The organism is Paenibacillus validus NBRC 15382 (assembly GCF_004000985.1).
GTDB classification, from domain to species: Bacteria; Bacillota; Bacilli; order Paenibacillales; family NBRC-103111; genus Paenibacillus_G; species Paenibacillus_G validus.
Genome location: NZ_BIMH01000052.1, coordinates 1 through 23,483, shown reverse-complemented (window position 1 = coordinate 23,483; position 23,483 = coordinate 1). Strand labels below are relative to the sequence as shown.

The 23,483-nt window shown below is 47.2% G+C and carries 24 protein-coding genes and 1 pseudogene; 24 read left to right on the top strand and 1 reads right to left on the bottom strand.

The features are described 5' to 3' along the window. Positions 1–92 precede the first annotated feature (92 nt). Entirely contained in the window at positions 93–2,075 is a 1,983-nt protein-coding gene (locus PVA01S_RS22745) for a 5'-nucleotidase C-terminal domain-containing protein (protein ID WP_127609793.1), read from the top strand. A gap of 155 nt (positions 2,076–2,230) precedes the next feature. After that, positions 2,231–2,386, top strand: a pseudogene (locus PVA01S_RS22740) (GNAT family N-acetyltransferase); the annotation flags it as partial. A gap of 66 nt (positions 2,387–2,452) precedes the next feature. Here the strand turns inward: PVA01S_RS22740 and PVA01S_RS27555 are convergent. Next, positions 2,453–2,692: a ketoacyl-ACP synthase III gene (locus PVA01S_RS27555; protein WP_127609791.1), complete on the bottom strand. Its 240-nt coding sequence runs from the start codon at positions 2,690–2,692 to the stop codon at positions 2,453–2,455. Between the two features lie 157 nt (positions 2,693–2,849). Between PVA01S_RS27555 and PVA01S_RS22730 the strand changes: the two genes are divergently transcribed. The 22 genes from PVA01S_RS22730 (at position 2,850) to PVA01S_RS22625 (ending at position 22,762) form a co-directional block, all read left to right on the top strand. After that, positions 2,850–3,485 (top strand): Lrp/AsnC family transcriptional regulator, encoded by a 636-nt coding sequence (locus PVA01S_RS22730; protein ID WP_127609789.1) that lies wholly within the window; start codon positions 2,850–2,852, stop codon positions 3,483–3,485. A 76-nt stretch (positions 3,486–3,561) separates the two neighbouring features. Further along, the gene (locus tag PVA01S_RS22725; protein ID WP_054799282.1) at positions 3,562–4,173 is read left to right on the top strand and encodes a sterol desaturase family protein; all 612 of its coding nucleotides are present in this window, start codon (positions 3,562–3,564) and stop codon (positions 4,171–4,173) included. 23 nt (positions 4,174–4,196) lie between these two features. Next, complete coding sequence (locus PVA01S_RS22720) at positions 4,197–4,985, top strand: patatin-like phospholipase family protein (protein WP_127609787.1); 789 nt, start codon at positions 4,197–4,199, stop codon at positions 4,983–4,985. Between the two features lie 37 nt (positions 4,986–5,022). After that, positions 5,023–5,325 (top strand): phasin family protein, encoded by a 303-nt coding sequence (locus tag PVA01S_RS22715; protein ID WP_054796258.1) that lies wholly within the window; start codon positions 5,023–5,025, stop codon positions 5,323–5,325. Between the two features lie 13 nt (positions 5,326–5,338). Next, complete coding sequence (locus tag PVA01S_RS22710; protein ID WP_127609785.1) at positions 5,339–7,012, top strand: ABC1 kinase family protein; 1,674 nt, start codon at positions 5,339–5,341, stop codon at positions 7,010–7,012. 413 nt (positions 7,013–7,425) lie between these two features. Beyond that, a complete protein-coding gene (locus tag PVA01S_RS22705) occupies positions 7,426–8,472 on the top strand; it encodes an aromatic ring-hydroxylating oxygenase subunit alpha (RefSeq protein WP_164751939.1) in 1,047 nt (348 codons plus the stop codon). 33 nt (positions 8,473–8,505) lie between these two features. After that, positions 8,506–8,994 carry an aromatic-ring-hydroxylating dioxygenase subunit beta gene (locus PVA01S_RS22700; protein ID WP_164751938.1) on the top strand — a complete coding sequence of 163 codons (489 nt, stop codon included), beginning with the start codon at positions 8,506–8,508 and terminating at the stop codon, positions 8,992–8,994. A 68-nt stretch (positions 8,995–9,062) separates the two neighbouring features. After that, on the top strand, positions 9,063–10,184 hold the full coding sequence (locus PVA01S_RS22695; protein WP_127609779.1) for a zinc-dependent alcohol dehydrogenase: 1,122 nt from the start codon (positions 9,063–9,065) through the stop codon (positions 10,182–10,184). A gap of 85 nt (positions 10,185–10,269) precedes the next feature. Next, positions 10,270–11,499 carry an ABC transporter substrate-binding protein gene (locus PVA01S_RS22690; RefSeq protein ID WP_127609777.1) on the top strand — a complete coding sequence of 410 codons (1,230 nt, stop codon included), beginning with the start codon at positions 10,270–10,272 and terminating at the stop codon, positions 11,497–11,499. Between the two features lie 30 nt (positions 11,500–11,529). Continuing rightward, positions 11,530–12,396: a branched-chain amino acid ABC transporter permease gene (locus PVA01S_RS22685; protein WP_127609775.1), complete on the top strand. Its 867-nt coding sequence runs from the start codon at positions 11,530–11,532 to the stop codon at positions 12,394–12,396. Beyond that, positions 12,396–13,385, top strand: coding sequence for a branched-chain amino acid ABC transporter permease (locus tag PVA01S_RS22680; protein WP_127609773.1), 990 nt, complete (start codon positions 12,396–12,398; stop codon positions 13,383–13,385). The genes PVA01S_RS22685 and PVA01S_RS22680 overlap by 1 nt, the downstream gene beginning before the upstream one ends. Further along, a complete protein-coding gene (locus PVA01S_RS22675) occupies positions 13,372–14,145 on the top strand; it encodes an ABC transporter ATP-binding protein (protein WP_127609771.1) in 774 nt (257 codons plus the stop codon). The genes PVA01S_RS22680 and PVA01S_RS22675 overlap by 14 nt, the downstream gene beginning before the upstream one ends. Further along, entirely contained in the window at positions 14,138–14,845 is a 708-nt protein-coding gene (locus tag PVA01S_RS22670; protein ID WP_054796248.1) for an ABC transporter ATP-binding protein, read from the top strand. Before PVA01S_RS22675 ends, PVA01S_RS22670 begins: the two co-directional genes overlap by 8 nt. Positions 14,846–14,961: 116 nt before the next feature. Then, positions 14,962–15,807 carry an alpha/beta fold hydrolase gene (locus tag PVA01S_RS22665; protein WP_244933025.1) on the top strand — a complete coding sequence of 282 codons (846 nt, stop codon included), beginning with the start codon at positions 14,962–14,964 and terminating at the stop codon, positions 15,805–15,807. A 2-nt stretch (positions 15,808–15,809) separates the two neighbouring features. After that, positions 15,810–17,282 carry a 4-hydroxyphenylacetate 3-hydroxylase family protein gene (locus tag PVA01S_RS22660; RefSeq protein ID WP_127609769.1) on the top strand — a complete coding sequence of 491 codons (1,473 nt, stop codon included), beginning with the start codon at positions 15,810–15,812 and terminating at the stop codon, positions 17,280–17,282. 29 nt (positions 17,283–17,311) lie between these two features. Continuing rightward, complete coding sequence (locus PVA01S_RS22655) at positions 17,312–17,824, top strand: cupin domain-containing protein (RefSeq protein WP_127609767.1); 513 nt, start codon at positions 17,312–17,314, stop codon at positions 17,822–17,824. A gap of 15 nt (positions 17,825–17,839) precedes the next feature. Then, complete coding sequence (locus PVA01S_RS22650; protein ID WP_127609765.1) at positions 17,840–18,721, top strand: VOC family protein; 882 nt, start codon at positions 17,840–17,842, stop codon at positions 18,719–18,721. A gap of 26 nt (positions 18,722–18,747) precedes the next feature. Next, entirely contained in the window at positions 18,748–19,509 is a 762-nt protein-coding gene (locus PVA01S_RS22645) for a 2-keto-4-pentenoate hydratase (RefSeq protein WP_127609763.1), read from the top strand. Beyond that, on the top strand, positions 19,509–20,417 hold the full coding sequence (locus PVA01S_RS22640) for an acetaldehyde dehydrogenase (acetylating) (protein ID WP_127609761.1): 909 nt from the start codon (positions 19,509–19,511) through the stop codon (positions 20,415–20,417). The genes PVA01S_RS22645 and PVA01S_RS22640 overlap by 1 nt, the downstream gene beginning before the upstream one ends. A 44-nt stretch (positions 20,418–20,461) precedes the next feature. Continuing rightward, positions 20,462–21,472, top strand: a complete 1,011-nt coding sequence (gene dmpG, locus PVA01S_RS22635) for a 4-hydroxy-2-oxovalerate aldolase (protein WP_054796241.1) — start codon at positions 20,462–20,464, stop codon at positions 21,470–21,472. Positions 21,473–21,477: 5 nt separating this feature from the next. Beyond that, positions 21,478–21,957: a flavin reductase family protein gene (locus PVA01S_RS22630; RefSeq protein ID WP_127609759.1), complete on the top strand. Its 480-nt coding sequence runs from the start codon at positions 21,478–21,480 to the stop codon at positions 21,955–21,957. Positions 21,958–22,111: 154 nt separating this feature from the next. Beyond that, positions 22,112–22,762 carry a GntR family transcriptional regulator gene (locus PVA01S_RS22625; protein ID WP_164751937.1) on the top strand — a complete coding sequence of 217 codons (651 nt, stop codon included), beginning with the start codon at positions 22,112–22,114 and terminating at the stop codon, positions 22,760–22,762. Positions 22,763–23,483 lie beyond the last annotated feature (721 nt).

Below are 23,483 nucleotides of genomic sequence, written 5' to 3'. Positions count from 1 at the left end.
CCGTTAACAGTTATACAGTAGACTACCAATGATAAAATCATTCAACTAAATCAAACAAATCAGAAATTTGAGTTGGGAAAAGGAAGGTACACATGAAAAAAAAGCTTAGCGTTGGAATCCTTCTCTCCGTCATCGTGGTTTCCCTGCCGTTCGGGAGCGGCAAAATCGTCCGTGCGGAAACGCCGGCTGCAAGTACCGTGTCGTTTTTATATTTTAACGACGGACATGAAATCAATCCCGTGGTGGACAAGCTCGGTACCCGGGGCGGCGTGGCCCGTCTCAAAACGTTGATCGAAAGTGTGAAGGGCGATAAAATCGTCGCGTTCGGAGGAGATCTCGGCGGCGGCACCTTGTTTGGAGGGATATTCAAAGGGTTTCCAATGGTGGAGGCGTTCAACCGCTTCCCGATCGATGTGGCTAACTTCGGCCAGCATGACTTCGATGCGGGTTCGGCGAATACGCTCGAATTGATCAAAGCGTCGAATTTTACATGGATTTCGTCCAACCTGATCGGCAAAGACGGCAAGTCGTTCGGTCACGTCCCCTCTTATCAAGTTTACGAGAAGCAAGGGATACGTATTGGTGTCATCGGTCTGACAAGTGCGATGCAAACGACAACGCAGGACGAAGATGTGAAGCAGTCGGATGTTATCGAGTCAGCCAAAACAGTGGTTGATCAATTGAAACGGGAACAGCATCCTGATCTCATTGTGGCGCTGACGCAGGAGCCCGTTCAGGACGATAAGCTGCTGATGCAGGCAATCCCTGATATTCGGGTCGTGTTCACAGAGGAGGAAGCCGAAGAAAAATCGTTCGTTTATGACGTCGATGGTGCGGCAAAGCGGTATATTTTCTCCCCGCAGGGCAACATGGGATCCATCATCCGACTAAATATCGGAAAAGGCACAGACGGACAGCTGACACTTGCGCACGAGATCATGAAGGTGGACGAAACCGTTAAGGAAGACGAAGCGCTTGCTGGCCTCGCGAAGGAATACCAGACCAAGCTTGACGACGAACTGGGCAAAACGATTGCGCATTCGGACAGCGATCTGCTATATGGGGACAACCACGAGTCCAGATTCAAGGAAACCGCGATCGGCAACTTCATCTCCGACGCTTATCGGGATTATTATCAGACCGATGTCGCGTTTGCAAACGGCGGCGGCATTCGTGCCAGCGCGGGCCATGGTAATTTCACATTAAAGGATGCCAAATCGATTCTTCCGTTCAACAACAAAATCGTGGTGGCGGAAGTGACCGGGGATATGCTGCTTTCCGCTCTTGAAAACAGCGTCGCCGCAGTGGATAAGCTGGCTGGCGGTTTTCTACAGGTATCGGGCATGTCGTACACGTACAATCCGGGGAAAACGGTAGGCCAAAGAATCGAGCAGGCAACGGTCAATGGCAAGCCTATTAACAAAGGGCAGAAGTACAGGGCGGCCTTGTCCAACTACATGTATACGGGCGGAGACAAATACACCATGTTCGGCAACGCGAAAACGGTCGTCGGCGCGAGCGAGGCGTTAACCGATTTTGAATTGCTAATCGCGTATGCTAAAAAACTGGAAACGATAAGCTCTAAGGTAGAAGGCCGTATCCAAGTGAACGGATTTGCGGATGTTACATCCGACCACTGGGCCCAAAAAGATGTTTACAGCTTAAGCAGTAAGGGCATAATGAATGGGATCGACAATGCCCGTTTTGCCCCTAATCAAAGCATCACTCGCAGCGAGTTTACCGGTTATTTGGCAAAGGGGCTCGGACTTGAACAACAAACCATTACTGATGAAAGCGGGTTAACCGGCATGGAACCGAAGGATGCGCTGACCCGTGAAGAGATGGCCGTCGTTATGAAATATATCTACGAAACGAAAACCGGAAAACAACTGGAAGCGGCAGCCTCTACGCCCTTTGAAGATGACAACCTGATCGCAGACGAGGCGAGAGCTGCGGTGTCGGGTTTAACCGCGCGTGGGTTGTTAAACGGAAGAATGCCGACTATGTTTGCGCCCAAAGCATATGCGACACGCGCGGAGATCGCGCATATCATCATGAATTTGATCAGTTTATAATTTAAGAGAACAACGAGGCTACCTGCTCGTTATTAAAATTATGCATGGAACGCAACTCTGCTCTTTCTACGCTTCCCAATATAATAGTCTGCATTAATCAATTACAGAAAATGCAGAGGAGGAATCAACATAGAATCTGCGAATGATGAGGAAGCAGAGGTCAGGGAATAGGAACCTTGATGATTGAAGAAATATTGAAAATTGCATTTAAAGAACTAAATTTACACAGAGTTAGTCTGGGGGTATTTGATTTCAATTACTCCGCTATTGCTTGTTATGAAAAAGCAGGTTTTATAAAAGAAGGGTTACTTGTTTGAACTACCGGGAAACGATCACACAATAAATGCCGGCCGCTGACATCTCGGTGGCCGGCATACTTAATACGCTAATGTTGGTGTCGCGAAGCCGGTATTCTCGATGATTCGAACCCCAAACTTGAAAACTTCCCGTCCGTGCATCGTAATCGGTCCTTCAACAGGTGATTGAAGCAGTTCCACACCAGTATATTCCGGACCCAATAAAGAATAGCACGGAAAAGTGTTGGGCCGGGATTGCAGTACGACGGCGCCTGTCCCATCCCCAAATAGAACGGCGGTGTTACGGTCATTCCAATCCACTTTTTATTTTCAATTGTTCTTGACTATACACGAATTCGATGCTACGATCTAATCACAAAAAACCCAAAAACAAGATTATTAGCTCTATGGGGATTGGGGAGGTGCAGGAGTTATAGTATCGCTTACGAAACGTCGCCTTCAATTTTTGCATAAATTAATGGATTTGTATCAGAAAACAAATTTGCCCATTCATTATGAGGCGTTAGCCACATCGCTGGGGGTCAGCAAATGGACGGCCTATGATATGCTAAAGGAAATTGAAAAGCTGGGTTTTATTTCTCGCAGCTACGAGGTCAATACGAAAGAAACCGGACGCTCCCAGGTTGTGTTTGTCCCAACGACCAAAGCTTCGGATTTGTTCAAGCAAGCCCGGAATGAAACGTTTAATGTCGCGGATTGGAAAAAAACAGTTGATCATATTGCAACCTTACTAAGGGATTTGAAGAATAGAAGTCTCAACGAGTCTATCAGGAAGATGCTGGATGAAATTCCGAAAGTAAGTACCAGAATTAACTTCTGTGCGTATATCATCGGCTTGCTGCTGATGTATCTGAAGAAGCTTGGCGGCAAAACCGAGTCCTTGATTCATCATATTGTTCATAAAGCGCCAAGTAAAGAAACGGGGATGACCATGTTTGTCGGTACCGTTCTGGGTACGGCTATTCAAACGATGAATGATGAACTTGGCTTAGAGATTACGGAGCTTGTTTCGCAGTTTCTTAAATCGATTGAGGAACTTTCCGGAGAGGAAAAAGAAATGCTGTCTGTTTTTCTGAGTGAGGCTTTTACTTAGAGGCCGCACTTCTTCACTTAGTTTTTTGGTCTTTTGGGTAATTATCGTGGATCATGACAAAAGGAGGAATCGCATTATGCTCCATTACCGTGAGTTTTTCACCAGTCCTGTTATACGACTAATTGCCGTTATGAGTCTGCTTGGCATCTTATTAACTTGCCTTCAATTCGATGGTTATGTGACAATCCTCGCGCTCGTCTTGGGTGCACTGGTCTATGCCTTTGCCGAGTACGTCGTGCACCGATATTTGTTGCATGAGTTTCCCAAACTCGTACCTGCGCTATACCGGGGGCATGTCGAGCATCATAAGCACCCGCAAGAACTGAAATACTTATTCAGTCCGGTCTACTATGACGTATTGATCTATAGCGCCTACATTCCTATGGTATGGTTAGTGTTTCGTCAGTTTTCAGTTGTCGTGGCCGTGGTTACCGGTTCATTGCTTTTTCAACTTTATTATCAATGGATGCACTACGCGGCGCATCGTCCAATTGCTCCCCGGACGGCTTGGGGGAGATGGATGAAAAAGAAACATTTGCTGCATCATTATAAAGATGAGCATGCCTGGTACGGTGTATCGCACCCTGTCCTTGACTACGCTCTAGGAACCAATAAGGACAAAGATCAGACGACAAGGAATGCGGGAAGCGACAAGGGAGGATCATCATCGCTGGATAGCGCGGTGTGAACCAGATACAAAGGAGTTTCAACATGGCAAAAGTAGGGTTGGTTTTAGGCGGCGGTGCGGTCAGAGGGCTCGCTCATCTAGGTGTGCTGAAGGCGTTTGAGAAACACGGGATTGCTGTAGATTGCATCGCGGGCACGAGTATGGGCGGCGCGGTCGGAGGGTTATTTGCGGCGGGCATCCCGGCTGATGCGCTGGAGCATTTTATACAGACGACGCCCAAATACCGCTTGATCGACGTCGGCATTCGCCAACGGGGATTGATTTCTGGAAACGGTTTGCTTAAGGCGGTAAATGAATGGCTGAAACAGCATGGGAAAAATACGCTGCTAATTGAGCATTTGCCCATTCGCTTTAAAACCGTCTCCGTCGATTTGATGCAAGGCAAGCAAGTGGTGTTCGATCAAGGCGATCTGCTGACAGCTCTTCGGGCCACAACAGCCTTTCCGGGAATCTTTTCTCCTCTTATGCATGATGGAATGATGCTGGTTGATGGAGGTGTGTTGAACAATTTGCCGGTGGAAGAGCTGGGCCAGGAAAAGGGTCAATTGGTCATTGCCGTCGATGTTACGCGGGAACACGAGAAAAATCCGCCGCGCAATATGGTCGAAGTTGTGTACCGCTCTTACAGCTTAATGACCGCCGAAAGAAAGCACAGCAGTCTTCGGCTTGCCGATATGGTCATTCGGCCGGAAGTCGGACATATTGCGGCCTTTGATTTTACGAGATGGCAGGAATGTATTGAAGCAGGTGAGAAAGCAACCGAACGCATCATGGAAGAGTTGAAGCGGCAAATCGCACATCATGCACAATGAGCAGGAACAAAACAAAATAAAAGGAGTTGTGAGTAAAATGAAAGAAACGATCGGAAAAGCGATCTCGTTGGGCCTGGGATTGGCGGTTGCAGGCAAGGAGCAAGTAGAGAAGACGATTGAAGAGCTGGTGAAAAAGGGCGAGGTGAGCAAGGCGGAATCCAGAGCTTTAGTGGATGAGCTCGTTCTGAAGGGAGAAGAGCTGCGCCAGCATGTGGAAGCGATGGCGCGGGAACGCGTCCATGCCATTCTCGGTGAAAACAGACTGGCTACCCGGGAGGACATCGCACGGATCGAACAGCGTCTGGAAGCCTTGGAACGGAAGAACCATACCGGGAACTGACAGGAGGTCGCCAATGAGTGCAGGAAAACGGATTCGACAATTGCAGCGATATCGGACGATCGCCACGGCCTTTGCGCGTAACGGTCTTGGGTATGTGTCTCATGAAATGGGACTGACCGAGAAGATCCTGTTCTTTCGGAGCGAGGAACGGAAGGAACTGCAGGCCAAAAGCGTCGGAGAGCGTATTCGTCTGCTGCTGGAGGAATTGGGTCCGACCTTTGTGAAGCTGGGCCAAATCGCAAGTACGCGTCCCGATTTGGTTCCGGCCGATATCCTGGCGGAGTTGGAGCGTCTCCAGGATAAGGTGCCTCCGTTTCCCTACGCGGAAGTCTCCAGAATTCTTGAAGAGGAACTCGGGGCGCCTATCGAAAGCCTGTTTCTGCAATTCTCCGATAAACCTCTGGCCGCAGCCTCGATCGGACAGGTTTATCGAGCCTGCTTACAAGATGGAACAGCAGTTGTGGTCAAAGTACAGCGGCCGGACATTCAGTCCCTGATTGAAACCGATCTGGACATTCTGGCGGACTGGGCAAGATTGGCTGAAGGCCGTCTGGAGTGGGCGCGAAACTACCGCTTGCGCGAGATCGTCGACGAGCTCGGCAAGGCGCTGCGTGCTGAGATCGATTACACAGCAGAGGCGCGGAATGCCGAAAAGTTCGCGGCCCAGAGCAAAACCCTGGAGCATGTCCATGTGCCGGCTGTGTACTGGGATTACAGCACGAAGCGTGTATTAACCATGGCCTACATAGAGGGAATCAAGCTGTCCGACCGGGAACAGCTTGATCGGGTGGGTTTGGATCGCAGATTGCTTGCGGAACGTTTTGCATCAACCATTTTTCATCAAGTACTGGTTGAAGGTTTTTTCCATGGCGATCCCCATCCCGGCAATGTGCTTGCGCTCCCGGACGGCAGCCTCGCCTTGCTTGACTTCGGCATGGTGGGACGGTTGTCTCCTGGCATGAAGAAGCAGTTCGCATCGTTTGTCATCGCGTTGCGGAATCAAAGCTCCAAGGGCGTCATTCGTGCCATTTCCAATATGGGCATGATTCCTGACGATGTAGATCGGGACGCCTTGAATGCCGATGTCGACAAAATGCGGGAAAAATACTACCAAGTGCCGTTAAACCAGATCAGTCTGGGCGTAGCCGTCAATGATTTGTTTTCCGTAGCGTTTCGCCATCAGATTCGTATTCCAACGGAGCTGACCTTGCTTGGAAAATCACTACTGACCATGGAGGGGGTAGTGTCGGCACTGGATCCGACGTTCAGCGTCTTTGACGTAGCCGAGCCGTTCGGGAAAAAGCTGTTTTTGGAACGGCTGGATCCCCGACAAATGCTGAAGAACTGGATCGAGGATGTGCCTGAGTATTTCGATTTGATAAGTGAGGTTCCTTTAAGCTTAAAACAGTTGTCAATGGTGCTGCGACAAGGAAAGCTGCGTATCGAGGTGGCATCTCCCCAAGTGGATGCTTTGATGAAAAAAATGGATCGGATCAGCAATCGGTTGTCTTTTAGCATTGTGCTGCTCTCTCTCAGTATTGTGATGGTCGGTCTAATTATCGGTGCTGCCCTGAGCCATTCGCAAACCATGCTTTGGCGGATTCCGATCATCGAGATCGGTTTTGTGATCGCCCTGTTTATGTTTATGTGGTTGATCTTTGCTATCTTGCGTTCCGGTCGTTTCTAACCAGGAGGACCCGGTGTCGGTTCATCATGCACCATTTCAACGTGAATTCGCAGGCGCGAGCTGACGCCTGCGGAACGGGTTTATCTTCCGCAGGGAAGTTCCGTGGCGTTGACAGTACAACGACAAATCGCTTAAAAATAGTTTGACTTTTTATTGGATTTATTTTACCATAAACTTAAAGACAAATGTAAACGCATACAAAACCATTTATTTGTTTTATTGTCTAATTATCGAGTAGGCAAAAGAAACATTTTATTTTTTCGCAATACTAAGATTCTAGAATCTATTTATGATGGGGTGATTGAATGGTTAAGGTAAGTGAAGCGTTAAAACAAAAATTGTTGTTCCCGGACGAAGAAATAAGCCGGGTTCCCAGAAGCGTATACACAGACCAAGAACTTTACGAAATTGAGATGAAAGAAATATTTCAGGGCTACGTTTGGAATCTCGTTGGTCATGAGTCGGAAATTCCGAATCCAGGCGATTACAAAACGTCAATGGTAGGTAATATTCCGATCATCGTAGTGCGAAACAACAAAGACGATGAGATTAACGTGCTTGTCAATACATGCGCGCATCGTTCCGCCGAAGTGGAAAGAACAAATTGTGGTACTGCTAAACACTTTCAATGCTTGTATCATAAATGGACTTATGATTTAACCGGTAAAATGATCGGTGCACCGTATAAAGAAGATATTCCCCAAGGGATTAACGAGGAAGAGCTTAGCCTCAAAAAATTAAATGTTCAGCTTTATCGCGGTTTGATTTTCGCCTCATTCAAAGACGATATGATCCCGCTGGAAGAATATTTGGAATTGATAACAGAAGGTTTGGATGCATCGACCGGTAACGACAAGCTTATTCCAATCGGAAGTCATAAAGTCATGTTCAACTGCAATTGGAAGATTTATTCCGAGAATATATACGACGGTTATCACACGGGCATGCTGCATGCGGCATTCCGGATCCTGCGAATGTTTGCGGCGGGTGGAGTCGGCTTGACGAACAAACACGGAAGCGGTCAATTTAGTTATAAAACACTTCCGATCCAGGACAAAACCGTTCTGAACGATATGAGTGTTTTTGAGAAGCATGCGGATAAAAGCTACATCATCAACATATTTCCGGCCGGTGTTATATCCCAGCAGTTGGATACGATAGCCTTCCGTTATGTGATTCCCCGGGGCATCGATAAAACGGAAGTTCATTTCAATTATTTCATTCGAGAATCGGACTCAGAAGAACAAAGAAAGTTACGAATCGAACAGGCCAGTAATGTTTTCGGCCCCGAGGGCATTATCACCTTAGAAGATGCCGTGGCATTGGAATCCGTTCAAAAGTCGGTCGTACATGACGGATTAAGCGTCATCCTGAAACCAAGCACCGAAGAAATCCCCATCCACGCTGAAGTTACCGTTCGAGGATTTTGGAAGAAGTGGCGTGACATGATAAAAGTCTGATCAATCCAAACCCTACTACTAAGGAGGATGAAAATGATCCACGTTCAGGATATCGATGCAACGAAAAGGGAATTGATACACCAGCTTCTTTTTCAATATTGCCATGTAGTCGATGACGGTGAACTTAGCAAGTGGCCGGATTTCTTTTCCGATAACGGTTCTTATTATGTGTATTCCAAGGAAAACTATGACAGAGGGTTGCCGGTAGCCATTATCATGGATAACCATAAGGGAAAAATTATAGACCGTGTGACACTCATAAAGCAAATATGGACATATAACATCAGCTATCAAAGGCATATGATCGCAAATATTAGGATTGAAAAATCAAACGGAGAGAAATATCACTGTCATACAAATTTCTCCATCTATAAAACGTCCAGGGAGGGGAAGTCGGAACTGTTTGCCGTCGGACGTTACAACGATTTGATCGTGTTTGAGAATAATGTTCCCAAAATCGAAAAACGGGAGGTCATTTTGGATACATCTACTTTGCCGAGCTATTTTGTCCGGCCGCTCTAGGATCGTTATAACGACTTCTTAAAGATATTTGTTATGGAAAGGAAATTTGTTATGGAAAGGAAATAAACATGGCGAAACAGATGGTAACGGCTGCAGTACTCACCGCACCTCGTACGATCAAGCTTGAACAGTTCGAAAAACCGCGTGTGAATCCTGAGAATGCTTTGGTGCGTGTCGAGGCATGCGGGCTATGCGGCACGGATGCAGAGCAATACATTGGCGCGATTAAGTCATTGAATATTCAATATCCCATCATCCCCGGACATGAGGTTGTCGGGATCATTGAAAAGATTGGTAAAAAAGCGGCGGAAAGATGGGGCGTGAAGATCGGAGACAGAGTCGTTGTGGACTCGCTAATTCCTTGTCGCCACTGCGATAATTGTACGGTTGGCCAGTTCAATCTTTGCAGCGGTTGGAACAAAACGATGATGGGGTATTCGTATGTAAGCTGCGAAGTGTCTCCTCATTTATGGGGCGGATACGCAACCCACATGTATCTGCACCCCAATTCGCTGGTCCGTAAAATAGATAAAACCGTTGCAGCGGAAAAAGCGGTTTTGTTTAACGCTCTTGGAGGAGCGATCCATTGGACTTATGAGCTGCCTAAACTGAAGTATGGCGATCGCGTGCTCGTAATCGCTGCCGGTTTAAGGGGGTTGATGTGCTGCATGGTTGCCAAAGCCATGGGGGCTTCCCAAGTGATCTTAGCGGGCATTCAGCTCGATGAACAGCGTCTCAGAAAAGGGCTGGAACTTGGCGCCGATCACTCGATTATCGTTGACAAGGAAGATTTGGTTCAGCGTATCAGGGAGCTTACGGACGGTAAGGGGGTAGATATCGTCATCGATTTGTCGCCTCATGCCACTGAATCGGTTATTCAAGCCCTTGAAGTCATTGCGAAAAACGGAACAATCGTGCTGCTTGGATTGAAAAACAACGCCGAGATCAAAGGTTTCGTCAGTGACAAGCTCATCATGAAAGCATGCACCATAATCGGCGGACATGGCGTCAGTTATACGGCGTTTAAGCGTGCGATCTCCATGATCGAAGCAGGAAGCCTGCCGCTCGATAAGCTGCAGACGAAAGTTTTTCCGTTGGACGAAGCACACCTGGCGATGGCGACATTGGCTAAAGAAATTAAAGATGATGAGGTTAACAGCATTGTTATTATGCCGGCTCTGCGAGGCTAAATCAAATACTTGCAGGGCTCACTTTTCGGGAATTCTAAGATTCTAGCATTCGACATTGATATAAAATCAATAGGGGGTCATAAAAATGAGCTTGTTCAAAAATAAATTGCCGATCTTGTTAAGTGTTTGCATCTTGATGTTGACCCTAATTGCCGCTTGTGGAAACAATCCGGGCCATGATACACCTGCGAATACAGAAAAAAAGGAAGCGGAACAAGCAGCTGATCAAGGTTCCATTAAAATCGGAGTATTCCATGATATCAGCGGGCCAGGCGCCCTGCCTGCCAGCATGATGCTCAAGGGATCGAAAGTTGCTGTCCAGATGATCAACGATGAAGGCGGCGTGAACGGCCGATCGGTTGAACTTATCGTTGAAGACGACGCAGGCAGACCTGAGAATGCTGCACGTATTGTAGAAAAGCTAGCCTCCAATGAGGAAATTGTTTTTCTTTCGGGCGGGAATAACTCCAGTATAGCGGCTGCTGCGGATCCGGTCGCCCGGAAAATGAATATCCCGTTCATGGTCATATCAGGAGCTGGGTATGAACCCAAGGGAAAAGACTCAGATTTGCTGGTCGCTTCCACCATCAATTTCATAACCGGCGGCGAGTCTTTCATCAAGTTCGCGCTGGAGCAGGGTTGGAAGAGAGGGGCGACGCTCAACCCCACCGATGTTACCGGACAATTGATTGAAAGCTTTATGGACGGATGGATAAAGCAGTATAAAGACCAAGGGCTTGAAATCGTTGCGCGCGAAAGATATGATTCCAAAGCGCTGGACGTCACTCCGCAGCTATCCAAAATCAAAGAGCAGAAACCGGACTTTATCATGAGTTACGGAATCGGAGAAACAGCTGCAATCGTCATTCGCCAATCACAGCAAGTTGGATTAAAAGTTCCGATAGGCATTTCCGGAGCCAATGCTTTCCCGGCATTTCTCAATTTGATTAAGGACGTGCCGGACGGTCAAGTCTTTACTTATAGTGACAAAATCATGATATGGAAAGACCTCCCTGACAGTGATCCTCATAAGAAGTTTTTAGAGAAATATTATCTTACATTTAAGAAGCTCTATCCGGATGACGAACCTAGTTTGACTCATTCTGCGGGAGCCGACAGCATTCTGATCGGACTTGCGGCAGTGAAGCAGGTGGGAGCGGATCGCGAGAAAATCCGTAAATATCTTTCCCAGGGCAATCAAAATATTCAGGCTGTACAGTCGACTTATAATTTTACGGCCGATGACCGGTGGGGGTATTCAGACGATACGATCGTGACCATAACGAACAAACAAGGCAAATGGAAGCTCCCTTAATCCTTATATTCAGATTTGAGGTGAAAGTCGGTGAGTTCGTCTCTTTTTATCCAATACCTGTTTTCGGCGTTGACTTCGGGTGGTATTTACGCAATGGTCGGTATCGGATTTGTCATCGTGTATCGAATATCCAAAATACTTAACATTGCACAGGGACACCTGTATGTATTAAGCGCTTTCTTAGCGATGACCATGATCGATTCTTGGGAAGTTTCACGTTGGTTTTCCATTCCCCTTGTCGTAGCAGCCGTTTGTACAATCATGGTCATTTTACATCGTTTAACGATGCATCCGATCCGGAATAAAGACATGTTATCCAAATTGTTAATGACTGTGGGATGGGTGTTTATCATCGAGGGAAGTTTGGAATGGATTTACGGACCTACCCCACGTTCCCTATCGGCGTTTCCAGGACCTAAAGTTTTGAACTTCCAAGACGCAGCGATCTCGTTTCAGAGCATTTGGGTGTTGGGCGCCGCCATTGTAAGCTCCATCCTGTTATACGTATTTTTAACGCGAACGACGATCGGGAGGGCCATGGAGGCTTGTTCTGAGAACGAAACGGGGTCAAAATTAGTAGGGATTCATGTTGAAAAGATGCTGATCCTTGCGTTTATTGTATGTGCTATGTTCGGAGCAGTGGCTGGTATCGTAGGCGGCCCTTTATCTTATGTCACTTATGCGGCAGGTATGGGCTTAACGATTAAAGGATTAACCGCAGCGATTGTCGGTGGAATCAATCACATCTATGGCGCGCTGGTCGGCGGTGTGGTTTTAGGACTTTTGGAAGCGTTCTCTGCAGGTCTCATTTCGACGCTTTTCTATGAGTTAGTTAGTATCTTGGCTTTGTTGATTATATTAGTGGCTAGGCCTCAGGGCATTTTAGGGGGGAGATAATGCGCGAAAAAACGATATTTTATACTTTGCTCCTGTTGCTCGCCGTGATCCTCCCTTTCATCTATCATGATTTGGACCTTGTTCTAAGAGCTGTACTGATGGCTTGCGCTGTCTTGGGATTGCAGTTGTTAATGAGCTACGGAGGACAAATATCGCTTGGTAACGCTGCCTTCATGGGTCTTGGAGCCTATATATCCGGTGTTTTATCGGTGAAATTCGGTTTGCCTTCTCTTCTCACCATATTTGTTGCAGTCGCCGTTACCGCACTGATTGCACTGATCGTCGGTTATCCGTTGCTGAGATTGAAGGGGTATTACTTGGCCTTGGGCACATTGGCTTTCGGATTGTCAGTTACTTCGCTTATAAGCACCCTGTACACTTGGACCGGTGGGCCGGCAGGATTGATCGGCATTCCCGATATCGGTTGGGGAGATTTTGAAATCACGAATCGCGCGACATACTACTATATCGCGGTTGCCATGTTCGCCATCTTTTTCTGGTATTCCAGCAATCTGATGAAGTCTCGTGTTGGGCGCGCACTGTTGACGTTGAAGAGCAGTGAAAATACGGCTGAAGCGATGGGGATAAGAACGGCGAAAGTGAAGCTTCAATTTTTCGTGCTCTCCGCCGTATTCGCGGCATTCTCAGGAGCGGTGATGGGTCATTATCTTGGTATTATCGTGCCTTCGCAGTTTAACGTCATCATCTCGATCGAATTGCTAATCGCGATGCTGTTGGGCGGCGAAGCGATTCTGATCGGATCGCTCGTTGGCTCGCTTCTGTGGTTCTTCATCTCGGATTTCACCCATTCCGTGGCCATCCCTCGAATGTTTATGCTTGGACTGATCATGATTGTTCTCATTCTCTTTGTTGAACACGGCGTATCACAGGCATTTATTAAGGTCTATAACCGGATTAAAACGGGGATAACAGGGAAAAGTCCGGAGAAGCGAATCGTCCAAGGGGGTGAAACGAATGACATATCTTGAGGTGAAAGATGCTATGAAGCGTTTTGGGGGACTGCAAGCTGTCAATAACGTTTCATTCTCCATAAAAAAAGGCACCATATTTTCAATGATAGGCCCTAATGGTTCTGGAAAGACAACTCTGTTGAATCTGATTACGGGTTTTCTCCCGTTGACGGGCGGAAAGATTCGTTTTGAAGGGCGTGAAATATCGGGTAAAGCCCCTTTTCAGATTGCACATCTCGGAATCATCAGAACATTTCAGAACGGATCGATCGTGAAGGACGCAACCGTACTGGATAATGTGATGATTGGTGCTTATCGCTACACAAAATCCGGATTTTGGACAGGTGGATTTTCGACTCCCAACTCGAGAAAAGAAGAGAAATGGATTAGGGAAAAGGCGAAGGAAGTATTGAAAATCGTAGGTTTGGAACAAATTGCAAATCAGCCGGCATCCACATTGCCCTTTGGTTATCAACGATTAATCGAAGTAGCCCGCGTGCTGCTCTCCGAACCGAAAGTCATGCTTCTCGACGAACCCGCCGCCGGATTGAACGATGCGGAATCTTTGCGGCTCGGGGAAGCGATCAAGACAATTAATCGGGAGCTCGGAATTACGACAATACTCGTGGAGCACCACATGGGCGTTGTGATGGAAGTCTCCGATCAAATCATCGTTTTGAATAACGGGGAAAGGATAGCGGAAGGGATAGCCCGGGAAATTTGCCAAAACCCTCAAGTCATTGAAGTTTATTTGGGGAGGGAATCCGTAGGTGCTTAAACTCAACGATTTGTCTGCTTCCTATGGAAGAGTTCAAGTTCTCTTTAATATATCGCTCGAAGTGAAGGATAAATCTGTTGTAACGCTGATCGGCACGAACGGAGCAGGGAAAAGCACGACATTGAAAGCGATATCCAGACTGCTCACGTCCGTGAAAGGAAGCATTACATTTAATGGCGAGGAATTGATAGGCACGCCGAGCGATTGGCCCGTGAAATTGGGAATTGTACATGTGCCGGAGGGAAGGCAGCTTTTCAGTAAAATGAAAGTCAAAGAAAACTTGGAATTGGGAGCGTACCTGTACGCCGGACGCCGCACCGAAATTCGGGAGAGAATGGAGTATGTATACCATATATTTCCCAAGCTAGCTGATCGCAAAGATCAGCTAGCCGGCACCTTAAGCGGCGGAGAGCAGCAAATGCTTGCCATCGGTAGAGGTTTGATGAGCAAACCGAAAATTCTGTTACTGGATGAACCTTCCTGGGGGCTTGCTCCTATCGTCACTCAGCAGATCTTCGATGCGCTTAAGCAACTCCCGAATCAGGGAACGTCTATCCTGCTTGTGGAGCAGAACGCGTGGTTGGCACTAGAGATCGCCGATTACGGTTATTTGATTCAAAACGGTAGCGTTGTCGATTCAGGACGATCCTCCGAACTGAAAAAGCAGGACCATGTTCGGGAAATTTATATGGGGAAATAAGGTTTTAAAACCAAGAATACTTAAAAAAGTGATTGAAGTTACAAGGGATGTATGTTACCATCAACTAAGATACTAGTATAACATTCATGAGGTGAACTATGGGAGAGAAAATTGGCATGTGGTCACAGATGGTGGGAACTCCGCTGAGGCAATACTATATCAACGCAAACGGTATACGGACGCGCATTCTGGAAGCCGGGGAAGGGGAACCGCTGATCTTCATTCATGGAACGGGTGGACACCTTGAAGCTTACGCCAGAAACATCAGCGGATTATCCGAGAACTTCCGGGTCATTGCCTATGATATGGTTGGCCACGGATTCAGCGACAAACCGGATAGACCGTACACGATCGATTATTTAAGCGATCATCTGATTAGCGTCGCGAAGGGACTGGGACTTGAAACCTTCAGCCTGTCCGGCGAATCGCTAGGCGGTTGGGTCGCGGCCTGGACTGCCGCTCATCATCCGGAATTCGTTAATAAATTGATTTTGAATACTCCGGGTAATATTACGAACAAGTTGGAGGTCATGAAGCAAGTCAAAGATTCAACGGTCAAAGCGGTCATGGAAGCAACGTATGAGAATGTCCGGACCCGCCTGGAATGGTTGTTCCACGATAAAGGTTTCGTGACCGATGAACTCATAGCCATCCGCTACAAAATCTATACCCAGCCAGAGTTTAAGAAAGCCGTACATCATATCGTGTGCCTTCAGGACTGGGATATCCGCAAAGATTTCGCTTGGGGTCCAGAGTGGTGCGGACAAATAAAATCTCCGACATTGCTGCTGTGGACCGATAACGATCCGACGGGAACGCTGGAAGAAGCGCAACTCCTGAAATCATGGATTCCCGGCAGTATGCTCTATGTGATTGGAGATGCCGGGCACTGGCCGCAATGGGAGAAGGCAGGGGAATTTAACGATATTCATCGCACATTTATCAGAGAAGGGAGTTATTAATCATGGGGGCAAGAAGAGGAATAGATTACATCGAGCGTTTAAAAAACAACCCGCCTGAAACCTGGATAGGCAAGGAAAAGGTTACGGATCCCACAACGCATCCTCTCATCGCTCCTGCGGTGCAATCGATCGCACGATTGTATGATTCGCAGTGGGAACCTGAGAAGAAGCCCTATATGTTATCGAAATCTCCCGATACCGGTGAATGGATCGGCAATTCCTTTCTGGTTCCTAAATCAAAGGAAGATCTGGCTTTGCGCCGGCTCATGCACCGCGATTGGGCGGAAGAAACGTACGGTATGATGGGGCGGTCTACAGATTTTATGAGCGCGATGTTAACAGCCTGGTATGTGAATTCGGATTTTTTCGGGCCATATGAGGAAAACGTGCGGAATTATTTTGAACACGTGCGCGAAAATGATCTGTATCTGACACACGTGCTGATCGATCCGCAGGTTGATCGCTCCAAACCGCCCTCCGAGCAGCCGGACGAATTTACGTATCTGGGTGTGGTCAAGGAAACGGATGAGGGAATCATTGTCCGCGGGGCAAAAATGCTTGCGACAGCCGGTCCGTATGCGGACGAGATGCTTGTATGGCCGTTTCACTTGCGCAAACCGACGGAGAAGGATTACAAATATGCCATTTCGTTTGCTTTGCCATTAAATACGCCGGGCGTCCGATTAATTTCTCGCGAGCCTTTTACACGTAAATCCGTCTATGACCATCCGCTCTCTTCACAATTTGACGAGCTGGACGGCGTCGTCATCTTCGACGATGTGCTCGTCCCCTGGGAGAGGGTGTTTATCTATCAAGATGTTGAACGGGTTAACACGATCTGGAAATTAAACTCCAATGCGATGACAGGGCACCAAACAGCAATTAGATTGCAAGCCAAGCTGCAGTTTCTCGCAGGGCTTGTGATGAAATCGACAGAAATGGTCAATACCAATCAGTTTCCCCATGTGCAAGACATGATGGGAGAGATAACGACTTATATCGAATTGATACGGGCTGCCGTAATAGCTTCCGAAGTTGCCGCTCAACCGAACTCGGCCGGGATTTATATGCCGAATGTTACACCTTTGTACGCGATCCGTAATTCCGGAAATCGCTGGTATCCGAGAGTTAGGGAAATTATACAGTTTGCCATTGCCGGCGGCTTGATGTACCAACCTGCAGATGCCGGTGTGTTTGATAGCCCGATCGCAGGCGATATCCGCAAGTACTACCGAGGTGCCGACGTTACGGCCGAGGAGAAAATCAAGCTGTTCAAAATTGCGGCAGATATCGCTGTTTCGGATTTCGGCTCCCGTCACGAATTGTACGAACGGTTCTACTCAGGCGATCCGATGTTCCTGCGGATTCAAACGCAATATACCGCTTACGACAAGTCAGAATCACTGGCCTTGGTTGATAGGCTGCTTGCATCGTATGAATTAGAAAAACCGGTCCAAGAAGGAGTCGGAAAATGACAGGGTCCTTATAAGTAGGGGGGAATCTAATGAAAAACGATAACTTTTCAATCAAGGAAGTAAAGTACAATGAATTTCTTGCTAACTTGAAGAAATTGAAGCAGCGTGATAAGCAAGAGATCTCAGCCGATGGTTTGGTCGTTCATCCTGAAGATGCCATCTGGCTTGACAGTAAAGCAACGGGCAATCCGACCGAGATCGGAATTTTGGTCGACATTCCGGCCAAATCAATGGAATTCTATTTGCAGCGGATCCCGGCAAACAGCAGTTCAGATTTGCAGCGTCACGTACATGAATCGATCCATTACGTGCTCGAGGGTGAAGGTTATTCGGAAATTGGAAATCAGGTTGTGAAGTGGTCGAAGGGAGATTTTGTCTATACCCCTCCATGGATCTGGCATAGACATTACAATCCGAACGATTCCGATGTAAGGATGCTGCTGATCGAGAATTCCAGACTGTTGGACAGTCTAGACGCCAACCGCCGGGAAAGTCTAGGGCTCGTAAGTTTTGCGGAACAATTTAAACCTGAGCATGAATAATTGGAGGAATTGACCATGGGGATTTTTAAATTTGCAAACGCTTCAATTCGAGTCAATGATTTGGGGCAATCGTTGGAATTTTATCGCGACATCATTGGTCTGCACGAAATTGCCACGGACAATAACACGATTTATCTCGGCTGCGGCGCCGACAAAACATACGACATCGCAATCCAGCAAGGAGGAACAGGTTTAAGTCGTTTTGCCTTGCAGGTGAAAAGCGATGATGATTTCTCTTATTTTGAAAAGAAATTATCCGCAATCGGCGTTTCCAGCGAACGGGTTTCGGATCCGGAACCGGGTAAAAAAGCGGCGCTGAGATTCACGTCCCCCTCGAATCATCAAATTGAGCTTGTCATTGTTGAAGACAGGCCGAAGTACATTCATCCGACTGTCAATCATTTAGGAAGCAGAGGCCTGGGTCTGCTGGACGCCGACCACATCACCGTAAATACCCAGGACGTAAAAGGTTTTGTGGAATTTCTGAAAGCCGGCCTCGATTTCAGCATCTCTGACGTGTTTGAACCGGCGCCGGGCGTATGGGCTGCAGCCTGGTCGCATGCATCCGATTACCACCATGATGTGGCGGTAATTGGGACGCCGGATCATACGACGATGCACCATTATGCGTTTCAGGTAAATGGTATGGAAGATATGAAACGGGCCGCCGATTTGCTGGCGCAGGCCGGATACTCCATCGAGGTTGGTCCGGGCAGACACCGGGTGGGGGGAAACCTGTTCACGTATTTCCTGGATCCAAGTGGGAATCGGATCGAGTTGTCCGCAGAAATGCCAAGAGCGGATCATGAGATCAGTCATAAGGTATGGGACAATTTCCCATTTGCCTACAGTGCATGGGGCCAATTCCCTACCGAATCGTTCGGAAAAGGATCTTGATCGTTATGAGGGATTATTCTCTTCCAATGATCGCTGAAAGTTTATTCAACGCGTTGGCGAATAAGCAAGCGATCCCGCCCTTATCGGAAACATTTCCTTCCCTAACCGTCGAGGATGCTTACCGGATCCAAAAACATTTAGCCGATCTGCATCAGGTTAGAGGCCGCCGTATTATCGGACAAAAAATCGGGCTGACGAGCGAAGGCATCCAACAACAGTTAGGCGTTTACGAACCGGATTTCGGGGTAATTTTTACGGGATCTTCCTTTGAGAACGGATCCATCATTGCTGCGAGCGAGATGATCGCTCCACGCATCGAAGCCGAAATTGCCTTTGTACTTGATAAAGATTTAATGGGACCGGGTATTACGTCCGGTGACGTTCTGGCGTCGACGAAAGCGGTATTACCTTCCTTTGAACTGATTGACAGCCGCATTCAAGATTGGAAAATCAAAATCGTGGACACGGTTGCTGACAATGGTTCGCACTGGGGGATGGTTCTCGGCAGCGCGATGGCGAGGCCGGATCGAATGGATTTGCGAAATATCGGACTCGTACTTGAAAAGGATGGTAAAGTCATCGATACGGCGGCCGGAGCCGCCGTACTAGGGCATCCTGCACGTTCGGTCGCTTGGTTAGCCAACAAATTATCCGAGTGGGGAGAAAGCTTGAAGGCGGGACAGATCATTCTCTCCGGTTCTTTCACTAAAGCGTTCGATCTTCTGCCTGGTCATTATAAGGCGACATTCGGCGAAGGACTATCTTCTGTGGAGGTGTATGTGAAATAATGGAAAAACAAGTTAAAGTTGCTATTTTGGGTTCCGGAAACATCGGCACTGATTTAATGTATAAGATTCTCAAAAAGCCGGAGCAGATGACATTAGGCCTGATGGCAGGCATTGATCTACAATCCGAGGGACTTGCCAGGGCGAAAGCGGAAGGTGTTCCGGTTTCAGCGAACGGAATTGACGCCGTATTGGAAGATCCGGATATTCAAATCGTGTTTGATGCGACAAGCGCAAAAGCGCACAGCAGCCACGCCAAACGGTTGAGAGAATCTGGCAAGATCGCAGTCGATTTGACTCCAGCGGCGGTTGGCCCCTATGTGGTTCCGTCCGTCAACTTAACGGAGCATATCGATAAAGACAATGTCAATATGATCACTTGCGGCGGTCAGGCCACGATCCCGCTCGTTTATGCGGTGAGCAAAGTGGCAAAGGTCGAATATGCAGAGATGGTTTCGACAGTGTCCAGCAGTTCAGCCGGACCCGGAACGAGGCAAAATATCGATGAGTTTACGTTTACGACGTCCCGGGGGATCGAAGTCATCGGCGGTGCGGAAAAAGGTAAAGCCATTATTATTCTTAATCCTGCCAAACCGTCGATTATTATGCGTAATACGCTATATCTCGCTTACAAAGACGGAGACAGCGATCAGATTCAGCACTCGATCGACCTAATCGTCCGTGAAGTCCAGCAATATGTACCTGGTTATGCACTAAGAGGAAAACCCATATTCGACAAACGGGATACTCCTCAGGGGAAAAAGGATATTGTTATTTTACTGCTGGAAGTAGAAGGTGCCGGAGACTTTCTCCCTCCGTCTGCAGGCAATCTTGACATTATGACTGCCTCCGCGAAACGGGTGGGCGACATGCTGGCGAAAAATATCATTCACATGTTAGCGCGGGAATAACCGGATGCAGATTCGATTCTCGTGACCGAAAGGATGGGTAAGGAATGGGAGAACAAAAGATCAGAATTATGGATACGACGCTTAGGGACGGTTCCCATGCCGTCCGGCATCAATTTACGAAAGAAAATGTGCGGCAGATTGTCCAGGCATTGGATGAGGCGGGAGTTCCCGTCATCGAGGTGACACATGGTGATGGTTTGGGCGGTTCGACGATACAGTACGGTGTGTCGCTCGTTGATGAAATGGAGTTGATTGAGGAAGCGGTAAAAACGAGTAAGCGCGCGAAAATCGCCGCATTACTCCTTCCCGGTGTCGGCACCAAGAAAGAATTAATGCAGGCTAAAGATATCGGAATTGAAATGGTGCGCATTGCAACGCAATGTTCTGAGGCTGATGTGTCACAGCAGCATTTCGGACTAGCCAAAGAACTTGGTCTTGAAACCGTAGGGTTTCTCATGATGGCGCATATGCTTCCACCTGAGGAATTGGCAGAACAGGCTAGATTGATGGAGTCTTATGGAGCCGATACGGTGTACATTGTGGACTCGGCAGGAACCATGATGCCTGATGATGTTTCGGACAGAGTAGACGCATTAAGGAAAGTTTTACAAATTCCGATCGGCTTTCACGGTCACAACAATATGGGTTTGGCCATCGGCAATAGTATTGCAGCAATTAAAGCGGGCGCGTTGAACATAGATACCAGTACACGCGGTTTGGGCGCGGGCTCGGGGAATACTCAAACGGAAGTTCTTGTAGGTGTATTATCCCGCCTGGGCTATGAAACAGGAATCGATTTGTTTAAGATTATGGACGCTGCTGAATATATCGTGAATCCGGTCATGCATGACCAGATGATTATCAACCGGGACGCGCTGACGATCGGATGTATGGGTGTATATTCAACGTTTCTTATCCATGCGAAAAACGCAGGTGAGAAGTTTGGTGTGGATCCCAGAAATATTTTGATGGAACTGGGCCGCCGCAAAGCGGTGGCGGGCCAGGAGGACTGGATCCTGGATGTAGCCGCCGAATTATCTGAGATGAAAGGGTGATCAGGATGATCGAACCGATTGAATATCGCAATGTGATGGGACGTTTTGCTTCCGGAATCACGATCGTATCGACATCGGAGGGGGATCAAATCCATGGAATGACTGCTAACGGGTTCGTATCGGTTTCCTTACATCCCCCACTGGTTTTAGTGTCGATTGATCATAAAGCGAAAATGCATCAACTGTTGCCGAAGACACGAAAGTATGGGATCAGCATCCTGAAGAATGACCAGGAAGCGGTGTCTCGCCATTTTGCCGGTCATCCAATGGAGGAGGCTCCCTCATTTTTTTGGAGAGAGGGTTTACCCTTTATTGAAAATGCACTCGCTTATGTGGCATGCGAGGTTGTCGAGCAGCATGAAGCCGGAGATCATACGTTGTATATCGGACAAGTGGAATGGCTTTCCTATGAACAAGGGGGAGAACCACTGATCTTCTTTGCAGGAAAGTATCAGAAACTGGAACTAAAGGGGAATTCCGGGTGATATTACGACTGGGGCATATAATCATGAAATGGAGTTCGCCAGCTAGAAAATAAAGCCATACAATGCTAAAATAGATAATTGACACGATATTATGTATTCTATGACATATTAGTTGTAATTGGAGGAAGTAAGAGCGAATATGAGGGAAATCACATTGTCGAAAACGATTCGAACTTATGAATATATAAAAGACGGACTGATTTCGGGAAAGTGGACGTTCGGGGATGAGATCTCGGTCATAGAGATCGCAGAAGAGCTTGAAGTTTCCAGGCGTCCAGTCATCGATGCCTTGAAGCGATTAGAGGCTGAATATTTTGTGGAGATCGTGCCCCAAACCGGATGCAGGGTAAAAAAGTACACGCAGGAACATATGGTCGATCATTTTTTAACCGTTATGGCATTGGAAGGCATGGCAGCCTTTCTGGCCGCACAACGAAGGGAAGACCATGAGGTTCAAGAATTATATATGATTAATGAACAATTGGCTAAATTGGTACAAGAGCATGATTCCAAAGATCGTTACTTTAACAAAAACAGAGAATGGCATTATGGGATTCTAAAGATGTCCCGATCGGAAAAATTACTTAACATCACGCAAAGCCAATGGGATCTGAATGATTTTTTCCTGTGTAATATTCCTTCTTTTTCCCAAAATCAAACAAGTACAGTCACGGAGCACGATATGATTATCGAAAAAATTGCAGCAAAAGATGCAGTAGGCGCCCGTACGTTGATGGAAGCCCATGTATCGACATTCGCCTCATTGATCCAAAAAACACAACTACCTCAAACAACAAAACTTTAACAATCACAATGTTGCACAATATAAAGGATCAAACAAGCTGACATATGGCTGAATACCCGTGCCAGCTTGTTTATTAGGGCTCGCCTCAGTGGAATAGATGAGACCGAGATCAGGCAAACCGCGGCTCGCTGTATAGGCGGCTCCTGATAACTACAGGAACTTGAAACAACGACATCAACATTTTACGGTTGACATTTTTGAATGAATGATTTATGCTCAAACTAAGATATTAGAATCATAATAAAAGAACGAAACCGCAAACATCACTTTACTTACCATAAACTAAGATACTAGAATATCATTTCTTCTGTTGTTGTTCAATCTTCAAATATTTTGCGTAATGATGCCTGCCGATCAGGTTCTAATGAAGGGGGGCTAGAAGAGTATTTGGACTATTTGAAGAGTTTCTTTGGTTTTGTTGATCTTGGATTTTTTAGGACGTTACTGTATCGGGGCCGCCCAACCTGGGCTGCTAAGGTTTGTGAAAGCGCTTTAATAAATTGGATCTCAAGTTAACTCATGAAACCCCCTTAGACCAGCGAAGCTGAACCAGATGCTCACGGCATGCTTGATCCGAATCGAGCTTCACTTGAAATTTCTTCAAAGTCATCCTTTCTTGTTGCCTCATGACAATCACTCCCGAACATTCGTTCTTACCGATTTGCCAATCAAACGCTTTATATGTGAATACGGATTCGAATAATAAAATATGTAATTAAAA

Bases quoted from the DNA above. Each gene is read 5' to 3' on its own strand.
- PVA01S_RS22630 (WP_127609759.1), top strand. From the start codon at position 21,478: ATGATCGAACCGATTGAATATCGCAATGTGATGGGACGTTTTGCTTCC.
- PVA01S_RS22705 (WP_164751939.1), top strand. From the start codon at position 7,426: ATGAAAGAAATATTTCAGGGCTACGTTTGGAATCTCGTTGGTCATGAG.
- PVA01S_RS22720 (WP_127609787.1), top strand. From the start codon at position 4,197: ATGGCAAAAGTAGGGTTGGTTTTAGGCGGCGGTGCGGTCAGAGGGCTC.
- PVA01S_RS22655 (WP_127609767.1), top strand. From the start codon at position 17,312: ATGAAAAACGATAACTTTTCAATCAAGGAAGTAAAGTACAATGAATTT.
- PVA01S_RS22660 (WP_127609769.1), top strand. From the start codon at position 15,810: ATGGGGGCAAGAAGAGGAATAGATTACATCGAGCGTTTAAAAAACAAC.
- PVA01S_RS22745 (WP_127609793.1), top strand. From the start codon at position 93: ATGAAAAAAAAGCTTAGCGTTGGAATCCTTCTCTCCGTCATCGTGGTT.
- PVA01S_RS22680 (WP_127609773.1), top strand. From the start codon at position 12,396: ATGCGCGAAAAAACGATATTTTATACTTTGCTCCTGTTGCTCGCCGTG.
- PVA01S_RS22675 (WP_127609771.1), top strand. From the start codon at position 13,372: ATGACATATCTTGAGGTGAAAGATGCTATGAAGCGTTTTGGGGGACTG.
- PVA01S_RS22645 (WP_127609763.1), top strand. From the start codon at position 18,748: ATGATCGCTGAAAGTTTATTCAACGCGTTGGCGAATAAGCAAGCGATC.
- PVA01S_RS22690 (WP_127609777.1), top strand. From the start codon at position 10,270: ATGAGCTTGTTCAAAAATAAATTGCCGATCTTGTTAAGTGTTTGCATC.
- PVA01S_RS22710 (WP_127609785.1), top strand. From the start codon at position 5,339: ATGAGTGCAGGAAAACGGATTCGACAATTGCAGCGATATCGGACGATC.
- PVA01S_RS22725 (WP_054799282.1), top strand. From the start codon at position 3,562: ATGCTCCATTACCGTGAGTTTTTCACCAGTCCTGTTATACGACTAATT.
- dmpG (WP_054796241.1), top strand. From the start codon at position 20,462: ATGGGAGAACAAAAGATCAGAATTATGGATACGACGCTTAGGGACGGT.
- PVA01S_RS22730 (WP_127609789.1), top strand. From the start codon at position 2,850: ATGGATTTGTATCAGAAAACAAATTTGCCCATTCATTATGAGGCGTTA.
- PVA01S_RS22700 (WP_164751938.1), top strand. From the start codon at position 8,506: ATGATCCACGTTCAGGATATCGATGCAACGAAAAGGGAATTGATACAC.
- PVA01S_RS22640 (WP_127609761.1), top strand. From the start codon at position 19,509: ATGGAAAAACAAGTTAAAGTTGCTATTTTGGGTTCCGGAAACATCGGC.
- PVA01S_RS22715 (WP_054796258.1), top strand. From the start codon at position 5,023: ATGAAAGAAACGATCGGAAAAGCGATCTCGTTGGGCCTGGGATTGGCG.
- PVA01S_RS22695 (WP_127609779.1), top strand. From the start codon at position 9,063: ATGGCGAAACAGATGGTAACGGCTGCAGTACTCACCGCACCTCGTACG.
- PVA01S_RS22650 (WP_127609765.1), top strand. From the start codon at position 17,840: ATGGGGATTTTTAAATTTGCAAACGCTTCAATTCGAGTCAATGATTTG.
- PVA01S_RS22665 (WP_244933025.1), top strand. From the start codon at position 14,962: ATGTGGTCACAGATGGTGGGAACTCCGCTGAGGCAATACTATATCAAC.